The organism is Streptomyces sp. UG1 (assembly GCF_049974585.1).
GTDB lineage: Bacteria > Actinomycetota > Actinomycetes > Streptomycetales > Streptomycetaceae > Streptomyces.
In genome coordinates this window covers 118,788-134,345 of sequence record NZ_JBNGGG010000028.1, presented here as the reverse complement: position 1 = coordinate 134,345, position 15,558 = coordinate 118,788, and the positions used below count along the sequence as shown (strand labels likewise).

General features: G+C 70.8%; 13 protein-coding genes. 4 read left to right on the top strand and 9 right to left on the bottom strand.

The genetic code is table 11. The features are described 5' to 3' along the window. On the bottom strand, window positions 1–978 hold the full coding sequence (locus tag ACP4J3_RS29395) for a DUF4097 family beta strand repeat-containing protein (protein ID WP_426539077.1): 978 nt from the start codon (window positions 976–978) through the stop codon (window positions 1–3). A gap of 170 nt (window positions 979–1,148) precedes the next feature. On the opposite strand from ACP4J3_RS29395, the gene ACP4J3_RS29390 reads away from it, so the two are divergent. After that, the gene (locus tag ACP4J3_RS29390; protein WP_426539076.1) at window positions 1,149–1,997 is read left to right on the top strand and encodes a hypothetical protein; all 849 of its coding nucleotides are present in this window, start codon (window positions 1,149–1,151) and stop codon (window positions 1,995–1,997) included. Between the two features lie 117 nt (window positions 1,998–2,114). Here ACP4J3_RS29390 and ACP4J3_RS29385 read toward each other — a convergent pair whose 3' ends face one another. The 6 genes from ACP4J3_RS29385 to ACP4J3_RS29360 form a co-directional block, all read right to left on the bottom strand. After that, on the bottom strand, window positions 2,115–2,297 hold the full coding sequence (locus ACP4J3_RS29385) for a DUF6104 family protein (protein WP_003997970.1): 183 nt from the start codon (window positions 2,295–2,297) through the stop codon (window positions 2,115–2,117). A 32-nt stretch (window positions 2,298–2,329) separates the two neighbouring features. Beyond that, window positions 2,330–2,662: a CU044_2847 family protein gene (locus tag ACP4J3_RS29380; RefSeq protein ID WP_426539075.1), complete on the bottom strand. Its 333-nt coding sequence runs from the start codon at window positions 2,660–2,662 to the stop codon at window positions 2,330–2,332. Between the two features lie 135 nt (window positions 2,663–2,797). Continuing rightward, window positions 2,798–6,583 (bottom strand): multifunctional oxoglutarate decarboxylase/oxoglutarate dehydrogenase thiamine pyrophosphate-binding subunit/dihydrolipoyllysine-residue succinyltransferase subunit, encoded by a 3,786-nt coding sequence (locus ACP4J3_RS29375; protein WP_426539074.1) that lies wholly within the window; start codon window positions 6,581–6,583, stop codon window positions 2,798–2,800. A gap of 281 nt (window positions 6,584–6,864) precedes the next feature. Further along, a complete protein-coding gene (locus tag ACP4J3_RS29370; protein ID WP_426539073.1) occupies window positions 6,865–7,971 on the bottom strand; it encodes a sensor histidine kinase in 1,107 nt (368 codons plus the stop codon). Then, window positions 7,968–8,705: a response regulator transcription factor gene (locus ACP4J3_RS29365; RefSeq protein ID WP_030956984.1), complete on the bottom strand. Its 738-nt coding sequence runs from the start codon at window positions 8,703–8,705 to the stop codon at window positions 7,968–7,970. Before ACP4J3_RS29365 ends, ACP4J3_RS29370 begins: the two co-directional genes overlap by 4 nt. A 132-nt stretch (window positions 8,706–8,837) precedes the next feature. After that, the gene (locus ACP4J3_RS29360; RefSeq protein ID WP_426539072.1) at window positions 8,838–9,515 is read right to left on the bottom strand and encodes a spermidine synthase; all 678 of its coding nucleotides are present in this window, start codon (window positions 9,513–9,515) and stop codon (window positions 8,838–8,840) included. A gap of 193 nt (window positions 9,516–9,708) precedes the next feature. Here ACP4J3_RS29360 and ACP4J3_RS29355 point away from each other — a divergent pair, with 193 nt between their 5' ends. Both ACP4J3_RS29355 and lon read left to right on the top strand, forming a co-directional pair. After that, window positions 9,709–10,578, top strand: a complete 870-nt coding sequence (locus ACP4J3_RS29355; protein ID WP_426539071.1) for a rhomboid-like protein — start codon at window positions 9,709–9,711, stop codon at window positions 10,576–10,578. Window positions 10,579–10,667: 89 nt separating this feature from the next. Next, window positions 10,668–13,082 carry an endopeptidase La gene (lon, locus tag ACP4J3_RS29350; protein ID WP_426539070.1) on the top strand — a complete coding sequence of 805 codons (2,415 nt, stop codon included), beginning with the start codon at window positions 10,668–10,670 and terminating at the stop codon, window positions 13,080–13,082. A gap of 60 nt (window positions 13,083–13,142) precedes the next feature. Here the strand turns inward: lon and ACP4J3_RS29345 are convergent, their stop codons facing one another. Then, window positions 13,143–13,970: a lysozyme gene (locus ACP4J3_RS29345; protein WP_426539069.1), complete on the bottom strand. Its 828-nt coding sequence runs from the start codon at window positions 13,968–13,970 to the stop codon at window positions 13,143–13,145. Window positions 13,971–14,220: 250 nt separating this feature from the next. Here ACP4J3_RS29345 and ACP4J3_RS29340 point away from each other — a divergent pair, with 250 nt between their 5' ends. Beyond that, on the top strand, window positions 14,221–14,715 hold the full coding sequence (locus tag ACP4J3_RS29340) for a MarR family winged helix-turn-helix transcriptional regulator (protein WP_426539068.1): 495 nt from the start codon (window positions 14,221–14,223) through the stop codon (window positions 14,713–14,715). Between the two features lie 28 nt (window positions 14,716–14,743). Here the strand turns inward: ACP4J3_RS29340 and ACP4J3_RS29335 are convergent, their stop codons facing one another. After that, window positions 14,744–15,532: a hypothetical protein gene (locus tag ACP4J3_RS29335; protein WP_426539067.1), complete on the bottom strand. Its 789-nt coding sequence runs from the start codon at window positions 15,530–15,532 to the stop codon at window positions 14,744–14,746. Window positions 15,533–15,558 lie beyond the last annotated feature (26 nt).

The window sequence follows — 15,558 nt, the reverse complement described above, 5'->3', positions numbered from 1 at the left end:
TCAGAGCACCTTCTTGTCGGTCGTGCCGTCGGCCGGGGCGTCGGTTGGGTCATCGCCCTGGCCGGAGACGGAATTGTCCCCCGAGCCGTGCCGTGCGTCGGCCATCGGGTCGGTCGCCGTGGCCGTGGTGGGCCCCGGCTTCTCCCGTGCCTCCGCCTCCCATGGTTCGTCCTCCCGGGGCGGGCGGCGCAGCAGTGCGATCGAGCCGGAGACCGTCGTCGCCCGGAGCTTGCCGGTGCCGGCGCCCAGCTTGCCGGTGACCTTGTGGGCGCCCCACTGGCCGTGCACCCGCAGATCCTCGAAGGCGTTGGAGATCGTGCCGCTCGCGGTGTTGGCCTCCACGTCCGCGTCCGCCGGGGCCGGCAGACGGATGGCGATCTCGCCGGAGACGCTGGTCAGCCGGACGTCGGTCGGGCCGTCCGGGTCGAGGTCGACGATCATGGATCCGCTGACGGACTCGGCCTTCACGGAGGAGCCGGAGCCCTCGACGACCGTGAGGTCGCCGGAGACGGAGTTGAAGCGCAGGTCGCCGGTGACGGCCTGGGCCTCCAGGTTCCCGGAGACGGTGTCGGCGCGGACCGGGCCGGACAGGCCGACCAGTGTCGTGTCGCCGGTGACGCCCTTGACGACCGAGGTGCCGTGGATCCCGGAGACCACCGCCCCGGCGCCCACCACGCCCACCTCCACGCGCGTGTCGGCCGGCACCGCCAGGGAGACCACCGCGGTGCGACGCCAGCCCTTGCGGTCGAGCCACTTGAGGAAGCCCTTCCACGGCAGGTCCTCGTACGCCACCGTCAGGGTGTCGTCCTGCTGGGTCACCACGAGGGGCGGGCCCTGGAGCTCGGAGACCTCCAGGCGGGCGGAACCTTCGTCGGTCCCCACGACGTTCACAGTTCCATTGACGATGCGCACATGGAGCTCGCCCACCGGCTGCTCGAAGGTGAGCTTCCCGGGCTCTGTGACGGACCACTCGGACATGGTGCGGACCTCCTGGGCGACCGGACACGGCCGCACGGGCCGGATCTGAACACGACACGCCATATCGCGTCTTACAATAAACACGATATATCGCGGACGGTGAAAGTCAAGGCACTCGTTCTGGTGATCACAAATCACCTGAGGTGGACAAAACGGCCTAGCGTGTTGTCATGTCGACGCAGCAGCCCGGGACCGCTCGCCAGGCCCGCCCCGCCCCGGGCGCCCTGCTGCTCTGCCGCGCCGAGCCCGAGGCCGTCGCCCCCGCCGCCAAACTGCTGCGCGAGGACATGCTGCTCGCGTCGGCCGGCGGCCGGTGGAGCGTGCTCGTCCCCGAGGGCAGGCCCTGGCTGGCCGGCGACGAACCCGTCGACCGCGTCCTCACCGGCTGGGCCACCGCCCTCGCCGTCGGCGCGCCCTGGCCCGTCCTCGCCCTGTGGTGGGACGCCGACCGCGCCGGATACACCCTCGCCGCCGGCTTCCGCCGCCCCGTCGGCTACGTCTGGCTCGGCAACGGCACCCCGGTCGGCGAGGACGAGGCCATGCGCACCTTCGCCGCCCGCCTCGGCCTCGACCCGGTCCTGGACATGCAGTCGCTCGACGAGCTGACCCGCCCCGACCCCGTGGCCGACGCCCGGGCACGCATGCGTGGCCTGATCGCCGTCCTCACGCGCGCGGGCGTGTCCCTGCCCGACGGCCTCGTGCCCGGCGAGAGCGCCGACCGCCTCCAGGACGCCGCCCGCGACCAGCCGCACATCCGCCTCGTCGAGTGGTCGGGCTGGCGCGACGCCTTCCGCGCGGAACTGGACGCCGTCGAGGGCGGCCGCCTCGGCGCCCTGCTGCCCCGGACCGGCGGCGCCGGGGCCCGCGCCCTCGCCCTGGCCCAGATCGTGGCCGGTCTCCCCCTCACGGCCTGGGGGCTGCGGCGCCACAGCGGCGGCTGGATCGTCGCGGGCGTGGTGCTGCTGGCCCACGGAGCGCTGGGGCTGGCGGCTCACAGCGCGGTGCGGCCGCTGGACTGACGGAGGCGCAGACCGCCATACCAGAAGACGGCCGTACAACGCGAAGGGCGCCCCATAGCAGGGCGCCCCGGGACGCTCGCCAGGCGCGGGAGGACCGTCCGGTCTCCTGCCGGACGGCTATACGTCGTCGTCCTCGTCGTCCAGCCGTGCCAGCCACGTCGCCAGCCGCTCCACCGGCACCTCGAAGTCCGGGTTCAGGTCGACGAAGGTGCGCAGCTGCTCGGCCAGCCACTCGAAGGTGATCTCCTCCTCGCCGCGCCGCTTCTCCAGTTCTTCGATGCCTCGGTCGGTGAAGTACATGCAGTGAGGATATGTCCCTCACCGCGTGAAGCTCACGCCCCGGTGTCCTTCTTCTCCCAGCCGAGCTTGACGACGATATGGCCCTCGACCCCGGCCTTCGTCAGCACCGCGCCCGCGCTGGCGTTGAGCTTCACGCCGAACTCCAGCTCCACCGTGGTCGGCTGGGCCGCCTGGAAGGTGCGCAGGGTCGTCTCGGCGGCGCGTCGGATGGGGGCCAGGGCCTCTTCCAGGGAGACGGACGCCTCGCGCATACGGTCGCCGACGCGGGAGGCGCGGACCATGCCGGGCTCGTCGTCCTCGACCTCGACGACGAGCTGTCCCTCGCCGTCCTCGTCGCCCATGGCGATCCGCAGCAGCTCGGCCATTCGCGCCCCCCGTAAATAGGTCTTGCGTGTTCTCTCTCAATTTACTGATGTGGCTGGCGAGTTGAGAGCAGATGCCGGAAGGCCCGGCCCCGAGTCGTTGCGACTCGGAGCCGGGCCTCCACCGGGCTCAAAGGCTCAGGCCTCGAACACCTCACGCACAAGCTGCTCCTGCTCGGCCTGGTGCCGCTTGGCGGAACCGACGGCCGGGGACGAGGAGTGCGGGCGCGAGATGCGGCGCAGGCGCTCGTCGTGCGGGACGTCGGCGCCGACCGCGAGGTCCAGGTGGTCGATCAGGTTGAGCGCGATGAACGGCCAGGCACCCTGGTTCGCCGGCTCCTCCTGGGCCCACAGGTACTTCTCGGCGTTCGGGTACTTCTTGATCTCCGCCTGGAGCTCGGCACCCGGCAGCGGGTACAGGCGCTCGATGCGGATGATCGCCGTGTCCGTGATGCCGCGCTTCTTCCGCTCGGCGTCCAGGTCGTAGTAGACCTTGCCGGCGCAGAAGACGACCTTCTTGACCGCGGCCGGGTCGACCGACGGGTCGCCGATGACCGGCTGGAACTGGCCCGTCGTGAACTCCTCCGCCTTCGAGGCCGCGGCCTTCAGACGCAGCATCGACTTCGGCGTGAAGACGACCAGCGGCTTGTGGTGCGGGTTGTGCACCTGCCACCGCAGGAGGTGGAAGTAGTTCGACGGCGACGTCGGCGTGGCGACCGTCATGTTGTTCTGCGCGCAGAGCTGCAGGAACCGCTCCGGGCGGGCCGAGGAGTGGTCCGGGCCCTGGCCCTCGTAGCCGTGCGGGAGGAGCAGGACCACACCGGAGGTCTGGGCCCACTTCTGCTCGGCCGAGGAGATGAACTCGTCCACGACCGTCTGGGCGCCGTTGACGAAGTCGCCGAACTGGGCCTCCCACATCACGAGCGCGTCCGGGCGGGCCAGCGAGTAGCCGTACTCGAAGCCCATGGCCGCGTATTCGGACAGCAGGGAGTTGTAGACGTTCAGCCGCGACTGGTCCTCGGAGAGGTACTGCAGCGGCGTGTACTCCTCGCCCGTCCTGTTGTCGATGATGACCGCGTGGCGCTGGCCGAAGGTGCCGCGCTGCGAGTCCTGGCCCGCGAGACGGACCGGGACGCCCTCCAGGAGCAGCGAGCCGACCGCGATGGTCTCGCCCATGCCCCAGTCGATGGTGCCGTCCTCGACCATCGACGCCCGGCGCTGGAGCTGCGGCAGCAGACGCGGGTGGACGGTGATGTGGTCGGGGATGTTGACCTGGGACTCGGCGATCCGCTTGACGATCTCCGTGGTGATCGCCGTGCTGACGGCGACCGGGAACTCGGCCTGCGGCTCCGAGGGCTCCGCGATGGCGGGCTGCGAGGTGGCCTCGCGGACCTCCGTGAAGACCTTCTCCAACTGGCCCTGGAAGTCCTGGAGCGCCTGCTCGGCCTCGTCCAGGGTGATGTCGCCCCGGCCGATCAGCGACTCGGTGTAGAGCTTGCGCACCGAGCGCTTCTTGTCGATCAGGTCGTACATCAGCGGCTGCGTGAAGGCCGGGTTGTCGGTTTCGTTGTGACCGCGACGGCGGTAGCAGATGAGGTCGATCACCACGTCCTTGTTGAACGCCTGGCGGAACTCGAAGGCGAGCCGCGCCACGCGCACGCAGGCCTCCGGGTCGTCGCCGTTCACGTGGAAGATCGGGGCCTCGATCATCCGGGCCACGTCCGTCGCGTACATGGAGGAACGCGAGGACTCGGGGGCCGCGGTGAAGCCGACCTGGTTGTTGATGACGACGTGGACCGTGCCGCCGGTGCGGTAGCCGCGCAGCTGCGACATGTTCAGGGTCTCGGCCACCACGCCCTGGCCCGCGAAGGCCGCGTCGCCGTGGATCGCCACGGGCAGGACCGTGAAGTCGGTGCCGCCCTTGCCGATGACGTCCTGCTTGGCGCGCGAGACGCCCTCCAGGACCGGGTCCACCGCCTCCAGGTGGGAGGGGTTCGCGACCAGGGAGACCTTGATCTGCTCGCCGTCCAGGCCGGTGAAGGTGCCCTCGGCGCCCAGGTGGTACTTCACGTCGCCGGAGCCGTGCATCGACTTCGGGTCGAGGTTGCCCTCGAACTCGCGGAAGATCTGGGCGTACGACTTGCCGACGATGTTGGCGAGCACGTTCAGGCGGCCGCGGTGGGCCATGCCGATGACGACCTCGTCCAGGCGGGACTCGGCGGCCGAGTCCAGCACCGCGTCGAGCAGCGGGATGACGGACTCGCCGCCCTCCAGGGAGAAGCGCTTCTGGCCGACGTACTTGGTCTGCAGGAAGGTCTCGAAGGCCTCCGCCGCGTTCAGCCGGCGCAGGATGCGCAGCTGCTCCTCGCGCTCGGGCTTGGTGTGGCCGCGCTCCACGCGGTCCTGGATCCACTTGCGCTGCTTCGGGTCCTGGATGTGCATGAACTCGATGCCGGTGGTGCGGCAGTACGAGTCGCGCAGGACGCCGAGGATGTCGCGCAGCTTCATCAGGGACTTGCCGTTGAAGCCGCCGACGGCGAACTCGCGCTCCAGGTCCCACAGGGTGAGGCCGTGCTCGGTGATGTCCAGGTCGGGGTGCTTGCGCTGGCGGTACTCCAGTGGGTCGGTGTCGGCCATGACGTGGCCGCGGACCCGGTAGGAGTGGATCAGCTCGAAGACACGGGCGGCCTTGGTGACGTCGTCGTCGTGGCTGGCGTCGATGTCCTTGAGCCAGCGGACCGGCTCGTAGGGGATGCGCAGCGCCTTGAAGATCTCGTCGTAGAAGTCGCTCTCACCGAGGAGGAGGTTCGCGACCTGACGCAGGAACTCGCCGGAGGCGGCGCCCTGGATCACCCGGTGGTCGTAGGTCGACGTGAGCGTCATGACCTTGGAGATGCCGAGCTTGTTGAGCGTGTCCTGGCTGGTGCCCTGGAACTCCGCGGGGTAGTCCATGGAGCCGACGCCCATGATGACCGACTGGCCGGGCATCAGGCGCGGGACCGAGTGGACGGTGCCGAGGCCGCCGGGGTTGGTCAGGGAGACGGTGACGCCGGTGAAGTCGTCCATCGTCAGCTTGCCGTCGCGGGCGCGGCGGACGATGTCCTCGTAGGCCTGCCAGAACTCGAAGAAGTTCAGCGTCTCGGCCTTCTTGATGGCGGCCACGACGAGCTGGCGGTCGCCGTTGGGCTTGACCAGGTCGATGGCCAGGCCGAGGTTGACGTGCGCCGGCTTGATCAGCGTCGGCTTGCCGTCCTTCTCGCCGAACGAGTAGTTCATGGACGGCATGGCCTTGATGGCCTGCACCATCGCGTAGCCGATCAGGTGCGTGAAGGAGATCTTCCCGCCCCGGGCGCGCTTGAGGTGGTTGTTGATGACGATGCGGTTGTCGAACAGCAGCTTCACCGGGACCGCGCGCACGGACGTGGCCGTGGGCAGCTCCAGCGAGGCGTTCATGTTCTTCGCGACCGCGGCGGCCGGGCCGCGCAGCGTCACCAGCTCGGGGCCGTCCGCCGCGGCGGCGGGCTCGGCCTTCTTCGGCTGGGCGGGCTTCGCGGCGGCGGCGGGCTTCGCCGGGGCGGCGGGCGCGGCGGCAGCCGGCTTCGGGGCCGCGGGGGCCGGTGCCGGGGCCGACGGGGCGGCCGGGGCGGCCGGAGCCGGGGCCGCTGCGGGCTTGGGGGCCGTCGTGGTCTCTGCGGCCCCCGCGGCCGCAGTGCCCGCCGGAGCCGAGGCGGCGGCCGCTCCCGGCTTGTAGTCGGCGAAGAAGTCCCACCAGGCGCGGTCTACCGAATTCGGGTCCTGGAGGTACTGCTGATAGATCTCGTCGACGAGCCACTCGTTCGGACCGAACGCGGCAGCGGGGTTCTTGCCCGCTTGGTCGGCGTCGGTCGAGATGCTCGATGCGTTACTGGGGGACTGTGGCGACACGGCGGCAACCGCCCTCTTCCGCTTCACAAGGTGATGGACAGCGGGAATAAAGGCTACGCCTCCATGGCCGGGAAGGTCAGTCCGAGCAAGGTCATCGTCGTGTAAGTCACATCAGAAAGCGTGTTTCGTGCCTGGAAATGGCGGGAAACAAGCGAGGTTCCGCTTCAGATGGGAAGGGGGGAGCCCGACCGGGCGCGCCAAACGCGCAGGTCTGGACCTGATCACACGTGTCCGTCAGCCGGGACCGACGTGGATCTTGTGGCTCCGCTTCGAACTTTACGTCAACTTTGAACGGAAGGCTGCCCTGGGAGGGTGACAAGGATCCGGCAACCCCGATCGGATTCGGCCACCCCGATCCGACCGCCGTGCAGATCCACGGCCCAGCGCGCGATGGCCAGCCCCAGCCCCGTACCGCCGTCGCTGCCCGGCCCGTGCGGGCGGCGGACCGCGCCCCGGTTGAAGCGTTCGAAGACCTTGTGCCACTCCGACTTCGGGATGCCCGGGCCCTCGTCCAGGACCTCCAGCTCCAGCGACTGGGGGTAGGGCCCGCGCCGCGCCTTGACCGTCACGCGGCCGTGCGGGGGGCTGTGCTTGATCGCGTTGTCGATGAGGTTGGCGACGACCTGGTGGATGCGCTCGGGGTCGGCGTGCGCGGTCAGCTCCGGCGGGGAGACGTCGAGGTGCAGATGGACGTCGGTGCGGGTGTGGCTGCCGGATCCCGACGCCATGCCCGCGCGCGCCCCGGCGACCATGTTGGCCTCCTTCAGCACGCCGGACAGATACGGCCAGACCTCGAAGCGCCGCATGCGCAGCGGTACGACGCCGTTGTCCAGCCGGGACAGGTCGAGGAGCGTCTCCACGAGCCGGCCCAGGCGCTCGGTCTGCTTCAGGGCCGTGCGCATCGTCTCGGGGTCGGCCTCGGCGATGCCGTCGACGACGTTCTCCAGGACGGCCCGCAGGCCCGCGATCGGGGTGCGCAGCTCGTGGGAGACATTTGCCACAAGCTCCTTGCGCTGCTGGTCCTGGGCCTCCAGCTCGTCGGCCATCAGATTGATCGTCTCGGCCAGGTCGCCCAGCTCGTCGCGGCGGTTCTCGCGCACCCGGCGCGTGTAGTCGCCCTGCGAGATGGACCGGGCCACCGCGTTCATCTCGTCCAGCGGCGCGGTGAGCGAGTGCGCCACGAACTGCGTGATGAGCAGTGTGGCGATCATCGAGAAGACCGTGATGAAGCGCAGCTCCGTCTGGGTGCGCACCGCGATCATCGACAGGCCGGTGGTGATCAGCACCGCGATGACGACCAGCGCGCCCAGCTTGGTCTTGATCGAGAACGGACTAACACCGCCCCAGGGCTCCCCGGGGCCGCCCCGCGGGGCCGGCCCGTCGCTCATGGCGTCGGTGTCTCCAGGGCGTAGCCCACGCCGTGCACGGTACGGATCCGCTCGGCGCCGATCTTCCGGCGCAGCGCCTTGATGTGGCTGTCCACGGTCCGGGTGCCGGAGGCATCCGCCCAGTCCCACACCTCGGCGAGGAGCTGCTCGCGGGAGAGGACCGCGCGCGGGGTGTTCGCCAGGCACACCAGGAGGTCGAACTCGGTCGGCGTGAGGTGGACGTCCTCACTGCGCACCCGCACCCGGCGCTGCGCGTGGTCGATCTCCAGCTCGCCGAGGCGCAGGATGCCCGAGCGCGGGGTCGTGGCGGCCAGCGCGGCGCGCTCGACGCGGCGCAGCAGCACATGCACGCGTGCCGCCAGCTCCCGCATCGAGAACGGCTTGGTCATGTAGTCGTCGGCGCCGACCCCGAGCCCGACCAGCATGTCGGTCTCGTCGTCGCGCGCGGTCAGCATCATCACCGGCACCGGCCGCTGCGCCTGCACCCGACGGCACACTTCCAGGCCGTCGAAGCCCGGCAGCATGATGTCGAGGATCAGCAGGTCGGGCTGCCAGGCCTCGGCCGTGTCGACGGCCGCCGGACCGTCGCCCGCCGTCTGCACGAGGAATCCCTCGGCGCGCAGGCGGGCCGCGATGGCGTCCACGATGGTCGGATCGTCCTCGACCACCAGGACCCGGCGCTGTGCGCCCGGGGTCGCCGCCGTGCCGTTGTGGGAGGTGTGTGTCTGCTCCATCGCCCGCCCCAAAGTTGCTTTCCGGAATCCGTGGGGTGATTCCTCTGACTGGGTATGCCTGCGCATGCTTGCGATTGACGCTTGAATGATCCGCGTCAGGCAAGCAGAGTACGGGGAGTCACCGCGCCAGGGCTATCCAGGTCGGACGGCGAGGTGGACGACGTCCGGAACGCCCCGGGCAACGGGGATCTCTTCGGTACGCACCTGCTGGAATCCGGCATTACACAAGGTTTCTTCGAATTCCGGAGAGGGCTGGGCCGACCATACCGCCAGTACCCCGCCGGGCCTCAACACCCGTGCGCACGCTGCCAGTCCGCCCGGTGAGTACAGGCTGTCGTTGCCTTCGGTGACGGTCCATCCAGGGCCGTTGTCGATGTCGAGACACAGGGCGTCATACGTGGCGGAAGTCTCATGTACGTACGCCACGAGATCCGTTTGCAGAATCTCGGTGCGCGGGTCGGCGAGGGCGCGGGCGGAGAACTCAGCCAAGGGGCCGTCGAGATGCCAGTCGATAATCGCGCTCTCGCGCTCGACCACGGTGATCCGTCCCGGGCGTGGACCGCCGGCGGCGTGTGCGAGCGAGAACCCCACGCCCAGCCCGCCGATCAGCAGCCGGGGCGCCGCTCGCCCGTCCAGCGCGCCGAGCGCGGCGTCGACCAGCAGCCGTTCCGAGCGCCCGTCGGAGGTGTCCATCAGGAAGCAGCCGTTCGCGATGATCTGGAGCAGCTCACCGTGGCGCCGCAGCACGATCTCGCCGTGCGGGCCCTCGCGACGGTCCAGGACTTCGGGGATGTCGTACGAAGTGGGCATCGGACCATCCTCGCAGCTCCGGTTGGCCCGGCCGGGGGAATTGCCCGGAGTGCTCCAGGTTGACGAGGGCGAACTTCGTAAGACGCGAGTGGTTCTTGAGAGGTTGCTGAGAATCGGCTGCGGTGTGGTGCTGATCACAGACACGGGTGGGCGGTGGTCCGAGGGTGGGGGTGAACGGAAGGAGCGCCTCACCTTGGAACGGACCGTGAAGGCGGGTGCGACCGGGCCGGCGTCCGCGGGGGCGGCCGCTCCTTCCGATGACGCGGGGCTGCCTGAGGTGGCCGGGCTGCTGGACGGGGTGCCGCGCCAGCGCGGGCCGCTGCCGGATGCCGCCGGTGCGACGCCGGCCGCCGTCGTCGCCGGGGGCGAGGTGTCCGTGCCGGCCGCCGTCGTCGCCGAGGGCGAGGGCGCCGCGTCGCGGGTGCGGCCCCTGCGTCCCTGGCGCCTGCTTCCCACCCCCACCGGCACCCCGTTCACCTTCGCCTTCGGCGCCGTACTGGCCGCCACCACGCTGTTCGCCGCGTACGCCGACCCGGCCCTCGTGCACGCCCTGCACCAGGGCTCCAGTACCGATGTGGCCCACCTCGTGCGCACGCCGGTGCTGGTGCTGATCGCCAGTGCGCTGTGGACGGCGGGCGGGATCACGGCGCCGTACACGCTCGGCTTCCTGCTCGTGCTCACCGCGCTGGAGCGGCGCGTCGGCGGTGCGCGCACGGCCGTCGTCTTCCTGGCCGGGCATGTCCTGGCCACCCTCGCGACCCAGGTTCCGGTGGGGCTCGCGGTGCTGGCCGGCCACCTCCCCGGCAGTTCGCTGCACCGCCTCGACTACGGCGTCAGCTTCGGCGTCGCGGCGAGCATCGGCGCGCTGGCCGGGCTGCTGCGGCCGTGGCTGCGGTGGCCGGCGCTGGCGCTGTTCGGGGGGATGCTGGTCCAGGACCTGCTGAACCTCACGGACCCGCTGACCAACTGGGGGCATCTGTTCGCCCTGATCACCGGGGTGGGTCTGTGGCCGGTGGTCCGGCGATGGCACAAAAGCCGAGGTCACCGGCTGTCGAGGAGCTGATCGCTCACAGCGAACGGGCGGCGGGGAACATCGGGGCCCTCCCAGGCATTGAGTCGGCATAACTCAACTTGACTGCCTAAGGGGAGATCATGGCTTCGACGTCCGCATCGCTCACCCTGCCCGTGCTGCCGCTCGACGACGAGGTCGTGCTGCCCGGGATGGTGGTCCCGCTGGACTTGAACGACGCCGATGTACGCGCCGCGGTGGAGGCCGCCCAGGCCGCCGCCCGGGCCACACCGGGAAAGCCCAGGGTGCTGCTGGTGCCACGCATCGACGGGACATACGCGAGCACCGGTGTGCTCGGCACCGTCGAGCAGGTCGGCCGGCTGGCCGACGGCGACCCGGGCGCCCTGATCCGCGGTCGCGGCCGGGTGCGGATCGGCGCCGGGACGACCGGGCCGGGTGCCGCGCTGTGGGTCGAGGGGACCCGGATCGACGAGAGCGTGCCCGAGCCGCTGCCCGGACAGGTGGGCGAGCTGGTGAAGGAGTACAAGGCCCTCGCCACGGCCTGGCTGCGCAAGCGCGGCGCCTGGCAGGTCGTCGACCGGGTGCAGGCCATCGACGAGGTGTCCCAGCTCGCCGACAACTCCGGGTACTCGCCGTTCCTGACCACCGAGCAGAAGGTCGAGCTGCTGGAGACCGCCGACCCGGTGGCCCGGCTGAAGCTCGCCACCCAGCAGCTGCGTGACCACCTCGCCGAGCAGGACGTCGCCGAGACCATCGCCAAGGACGTCCAGGAAGGCGTCGACAAGCAGCAGCGCGAGTTCCTGCTGCGCCGTCAGCTCGAAGCCGTACGCAAGGAGCTGCGCGAGCTGAACGGCGAGCGGGACGGCGAGGAGTCCGACGACTACCGCGCCCGGGTCGAGGCCGCCGACCTGCCCGAGAAGGTCCGCGAGGCCGCGCTCAAGGAGGTCGACAAGCTGGAGCGGTCCAGCGACCAGTCGCCCGAGGGATCGTGGATCCGCACGTGGCTGGACACCGTGCTCGAACTGCCGTGGAACGAGCGGACCCAGGACGCCTACGACATCCAGGGCGCCAAGGGCGTGCTGGACGCCGAGCACTCCGGGCTCGAGGACGTGAAGGAGCGGATCACCGAGTACCTGGCGGTGCGCAAGCGCCGTACGGACCGGGGCCTCGGTGTCGTCGGCGGGCGGCGCGGTGGCGCAGTGCTGGCGCTCGTCGGCCCGCCCGGTGTCGGCAAGACCTCGCTCGGCGAGTCCGTGGCGCACGCCATGGGGCGGAAGTTCGTCCGGGTCGCCCTCGGCGGCGTCCGCGACGAGGCCGAGATCCGCGGTCACCGGCGTACGTACGTCGGCGCGCTGCCCGGGCGGATCGTCCGCGCCATCAAGGAGGCCGGTTCGATGAACCCGGTCGTCCTGCTGGACGAGATCGACAAGGTGGGGTCCGACTTCCGGGGCGACCCGGCGGCGGCCCTGCTCGAGGTGCTCGACCCGGCCCAGAACCACACCTTCCGGGACCACTACCTGGAGGTGGAACTGGACCTGTCGGACGTGGTCTTCCTGGCCACGGCCAACGTCCTGGAGGCGATCCCCGAGGCCCTGCTCGACCGGATGGAGCTGGTCCGGCTCGACGGCTACACCGAGGACGAGAAGATCGTCATCGCCCGTGACCACCTGCTGCCGCGTCAACTGGAGCGGGCGGGACTGAAGACGGACGAGGTCGCCATCGACGACGGCGCCCTGCGCAGGCTCGCCGGCGAGTACACGCGCGAGGCGGGCGTGCGCAACCTCGAGCGGTCCATCGCGCGGCTGCTGCGCAAGGTGGCGGCCCAGCACGAACTGGGCGACCGGGAGCTGCCGTTCACGATCGGCGAGGGCGATCTGCGCGGCCTGATCGGCCGGCCGCACCACGTGCCCGAGTCGGCCCAGGACCCGGCGGAGCGCCGTACGGCCGTGCCCGGTGTGGCGACCGGCCTCGCGGTCACGGGAGCGGGCGGAGACGTGCTGTTCGTGGAGGCGTCGCTGGCCGACCCGGAGACCGGCGCGGCGGGACTGACGCTGACCGGCCAGCTGGGTGACGTGATGAAGGAGAGCGCGCAGATCGCCCTGTCCTTCCTGCGCAGCCACGGCGCCGAACTCGAACTGCCCGTGGCCGACCTGAAGGACCGGGGCGTGCACATCCACTTCCCGGCGGGCGCGGTGCCGAAGGACGGCCCGAGCGCCGGCGTCACGATGACGACGGCGCTGGCGTCGCTGCTGAGCGGGCGGCTCGTCCGCACGGACGTGGCGATGACCGGCGAGGTGTCACTGACCGGCCGGGTCCTCCCGATCGGCGGCGTGAAGCAGAAGCTGCTCGCCGCGCACCGCGCCGGGGTGACCACCGTGGTCATCCCCAAGCGCAACGAGCCCGACCTGGACGACGTCCCGGCCGAGGTGCTGGACAAGCTCGACGTCCACGCCGTGACCGACGTCCGCCAGGTCCTGGAACTGGCACTGTCGCCGGCCACCGACGGCGCGGTGCCCGAGGTTCCGGTCGCGGCGTGACGGACGCGGCCGGACAGGCAAGGCCCGGGTCCCGTGAGGGAGGCCCGGGCCTTCGCCGCACTAGCCGTTGGCGAGCGCCACGACCCTGTCGAGGGTGCCGTTGAACTTGTTGTGGTCGCCGACGGTCGGGCCGGAGGACGTGTACTGCCACATCGTGTAGTAGCTCCAGCCGGCCGGCAGTTCCCCCACCTGGGCCGCGTACCTGGCGACCCACAGCGGGTTGCTGGTGGCGAAGCCGCTGTGGTTGCCGGTGCACTGCTTCCACCAGTTCGTGGCCGTGTAGATGACCGGGTCACGGCCGGTGCGGGCCTTGTACCGGTTCACGAAGTCGCGGATCCAGGTGACCATCGCGCTCGGCGTCTTGCCGTAGCAGGCGTTCCCGTACGGGTTCCACTCGATGTCGAGGGCGCCGGGCAGCGTCTTGCCGTCGCCGGACCAGCCGCCGCCGTGGTCGACGAAATAGTCCGCCTGGGTTGCTCCATCGGTGGTGTCCGGGGTCGCGAAGTGGTACGCGCCGCGGATCATGCCGACGTCGTAGGAGCCGTTGTACTGCTGGGTGAAGGACGGGTTGGTGTAGTACGTCCCCTCGGTGGCCTTGACGTAGGCCCACTTCACCCCGCTGTCCCACAGGGTCGACCAGGCGACGTTGCCCTGATGGCTGGAGACGTCGACGCCTTCCGTCTGAGTTGCCAGGCCGGAGACGGGGACGCCGTCCTCGCCGTCGTGGGCCATGACGCCGATGCCCATGTAGGCCGAGCCGCGCGGCGGGGTGTCGTCGGCGGCCGCGGGGGAGGGTTGGGTGGCGAGTATCAGGACGGCGAGGAGGGGGAGGGCGGTGAGCAGAAGTCGGCGGCAGGGGCGGAGCTGTTCGGGTCTGTGCACGGGCATAGCGTGCCTCCGAAGGCTCGGTGACGCTCGGTGGGGAGATGTGCGTGTCCTGTGACGAGACCGGTGCCCGTGCTTGTGGCGTGGGCATGCCAAGTGCGGGTCTGATGGAGAAGCCAGGCAGGCGGAAGGGCAGGTGGCAGGGGGTCCGGGGGCTGCCGTTGGTCTACGCCTGCGAAATACTGGCGGAGCTGCGGCAATGACGGGGGTCGGCGGATACTTTCACGGACCGGGAAATCGAGGCAGGGCTGACGTGCACGAAGACGGAAACGGCGACGGACGGCGGGTCGAGTCCGGGGCGTCCGGTGGTGGTCCGGGCCGGCCCGAGTTCCTGGATCTGGAACGCGAGTTGACCGTGCTGTTGCGCCGCGCCCGGGCCAAGCAGGGCGAGATGGCCCGCGAGGTCCATCCCGACCTGGAGTCCGCCGCGTACGGCCTGCTGGTCCGTCTGGACGACGCCGGGCGCCTGCGGGCCACCGAGCTCGCCGCCTACATCGGCGTCGGCAAGGCCACCATGTCCCGCCAACTGCGCGCCCTGGAGGACCTCGGCCTGGTCGCCCGCGAGCCGGATCCCGCCGACGGCCGGGCCTGGCTGGTCCACCTCACCCAGGAGGGGCGCCGGCGGGTCGCCAAGGTGCGGGAGGCCCGGCGGGCCCGGTACGTCGAGCAGATGTCCAACTGGGACCGGCGCGAGGTCGCGGAGCTGGCCCGGCTGCTGAACCAGCTCAACCGGGAGATGGAGAAGTAGCCGCTCCCCCCGGCGCGACACCCGCGGCTCACAGCTCCACGTACACGACCGTCGCGTCGTCGTGCGTCTTGCTGCGCCGCAGATACGTCCGCTCCTGCGCGTCGGCCAGCTCCAGCTCCCGCACCCGGTCCACCAGCGCCCGCGCCCCCTCCTTGCGTACGAAGGTGAGGCAGTCGCCCCAGTCGCCCTCCCGGAACTTCTCCACCCACCGGGTCGCCCCGTCCGTCAGGGCGGCCAGCGCCCGCACCCCGGCGCGCGGCAGCACCCCCGTCACCGCCCGCGCCGCCACCGACGGATCCGCGGCCGCCGTGAAGAAGCCGCCCTCCTTGTTGCGGACATGGGCGTCGATCAGGGCGTCCGTGGCCAGCCGGGCGCGGGGGAGACGGGACAGGCGGTCGTCCAGGCAGGGCGTGACGGTGCCGTTCGGGGACTCCGTGAGCAGGGCCGAGTCCGAGAGGACCAGGTACTCCACCGACCGCGCCGACCAGCGCGCCAGGACCACCGTTGCCTGTGGGGTGCGCGGGTGAGAAAGGTCACAGGTTTCCCGGTGTGCGTCAGCGGTACGCGTGATGGCGCGGGCCAGGGCTTCGGAGAGGGGAACATCGGGGAGTGAAACGGTCAGTTCGGTCAGGGCTCCGCCCAGTCGCGCGGTGAACCAGGGGACGGAATGCAGACAGCCCGTCTCGCCCCTCGGTGGGGTCACCCCGTCCAGGACCACCAGCGCGCCGCCCTGTCCCGAGGCGGGCAGGCCGACACCGGCGAAGTCCTCGTTGGGACGGGCCGGGTCCCCGGGCTCCGAAACAAGCTCTGTTCGCATCCGGCCAGTCTGCACGAGCCCTTCAC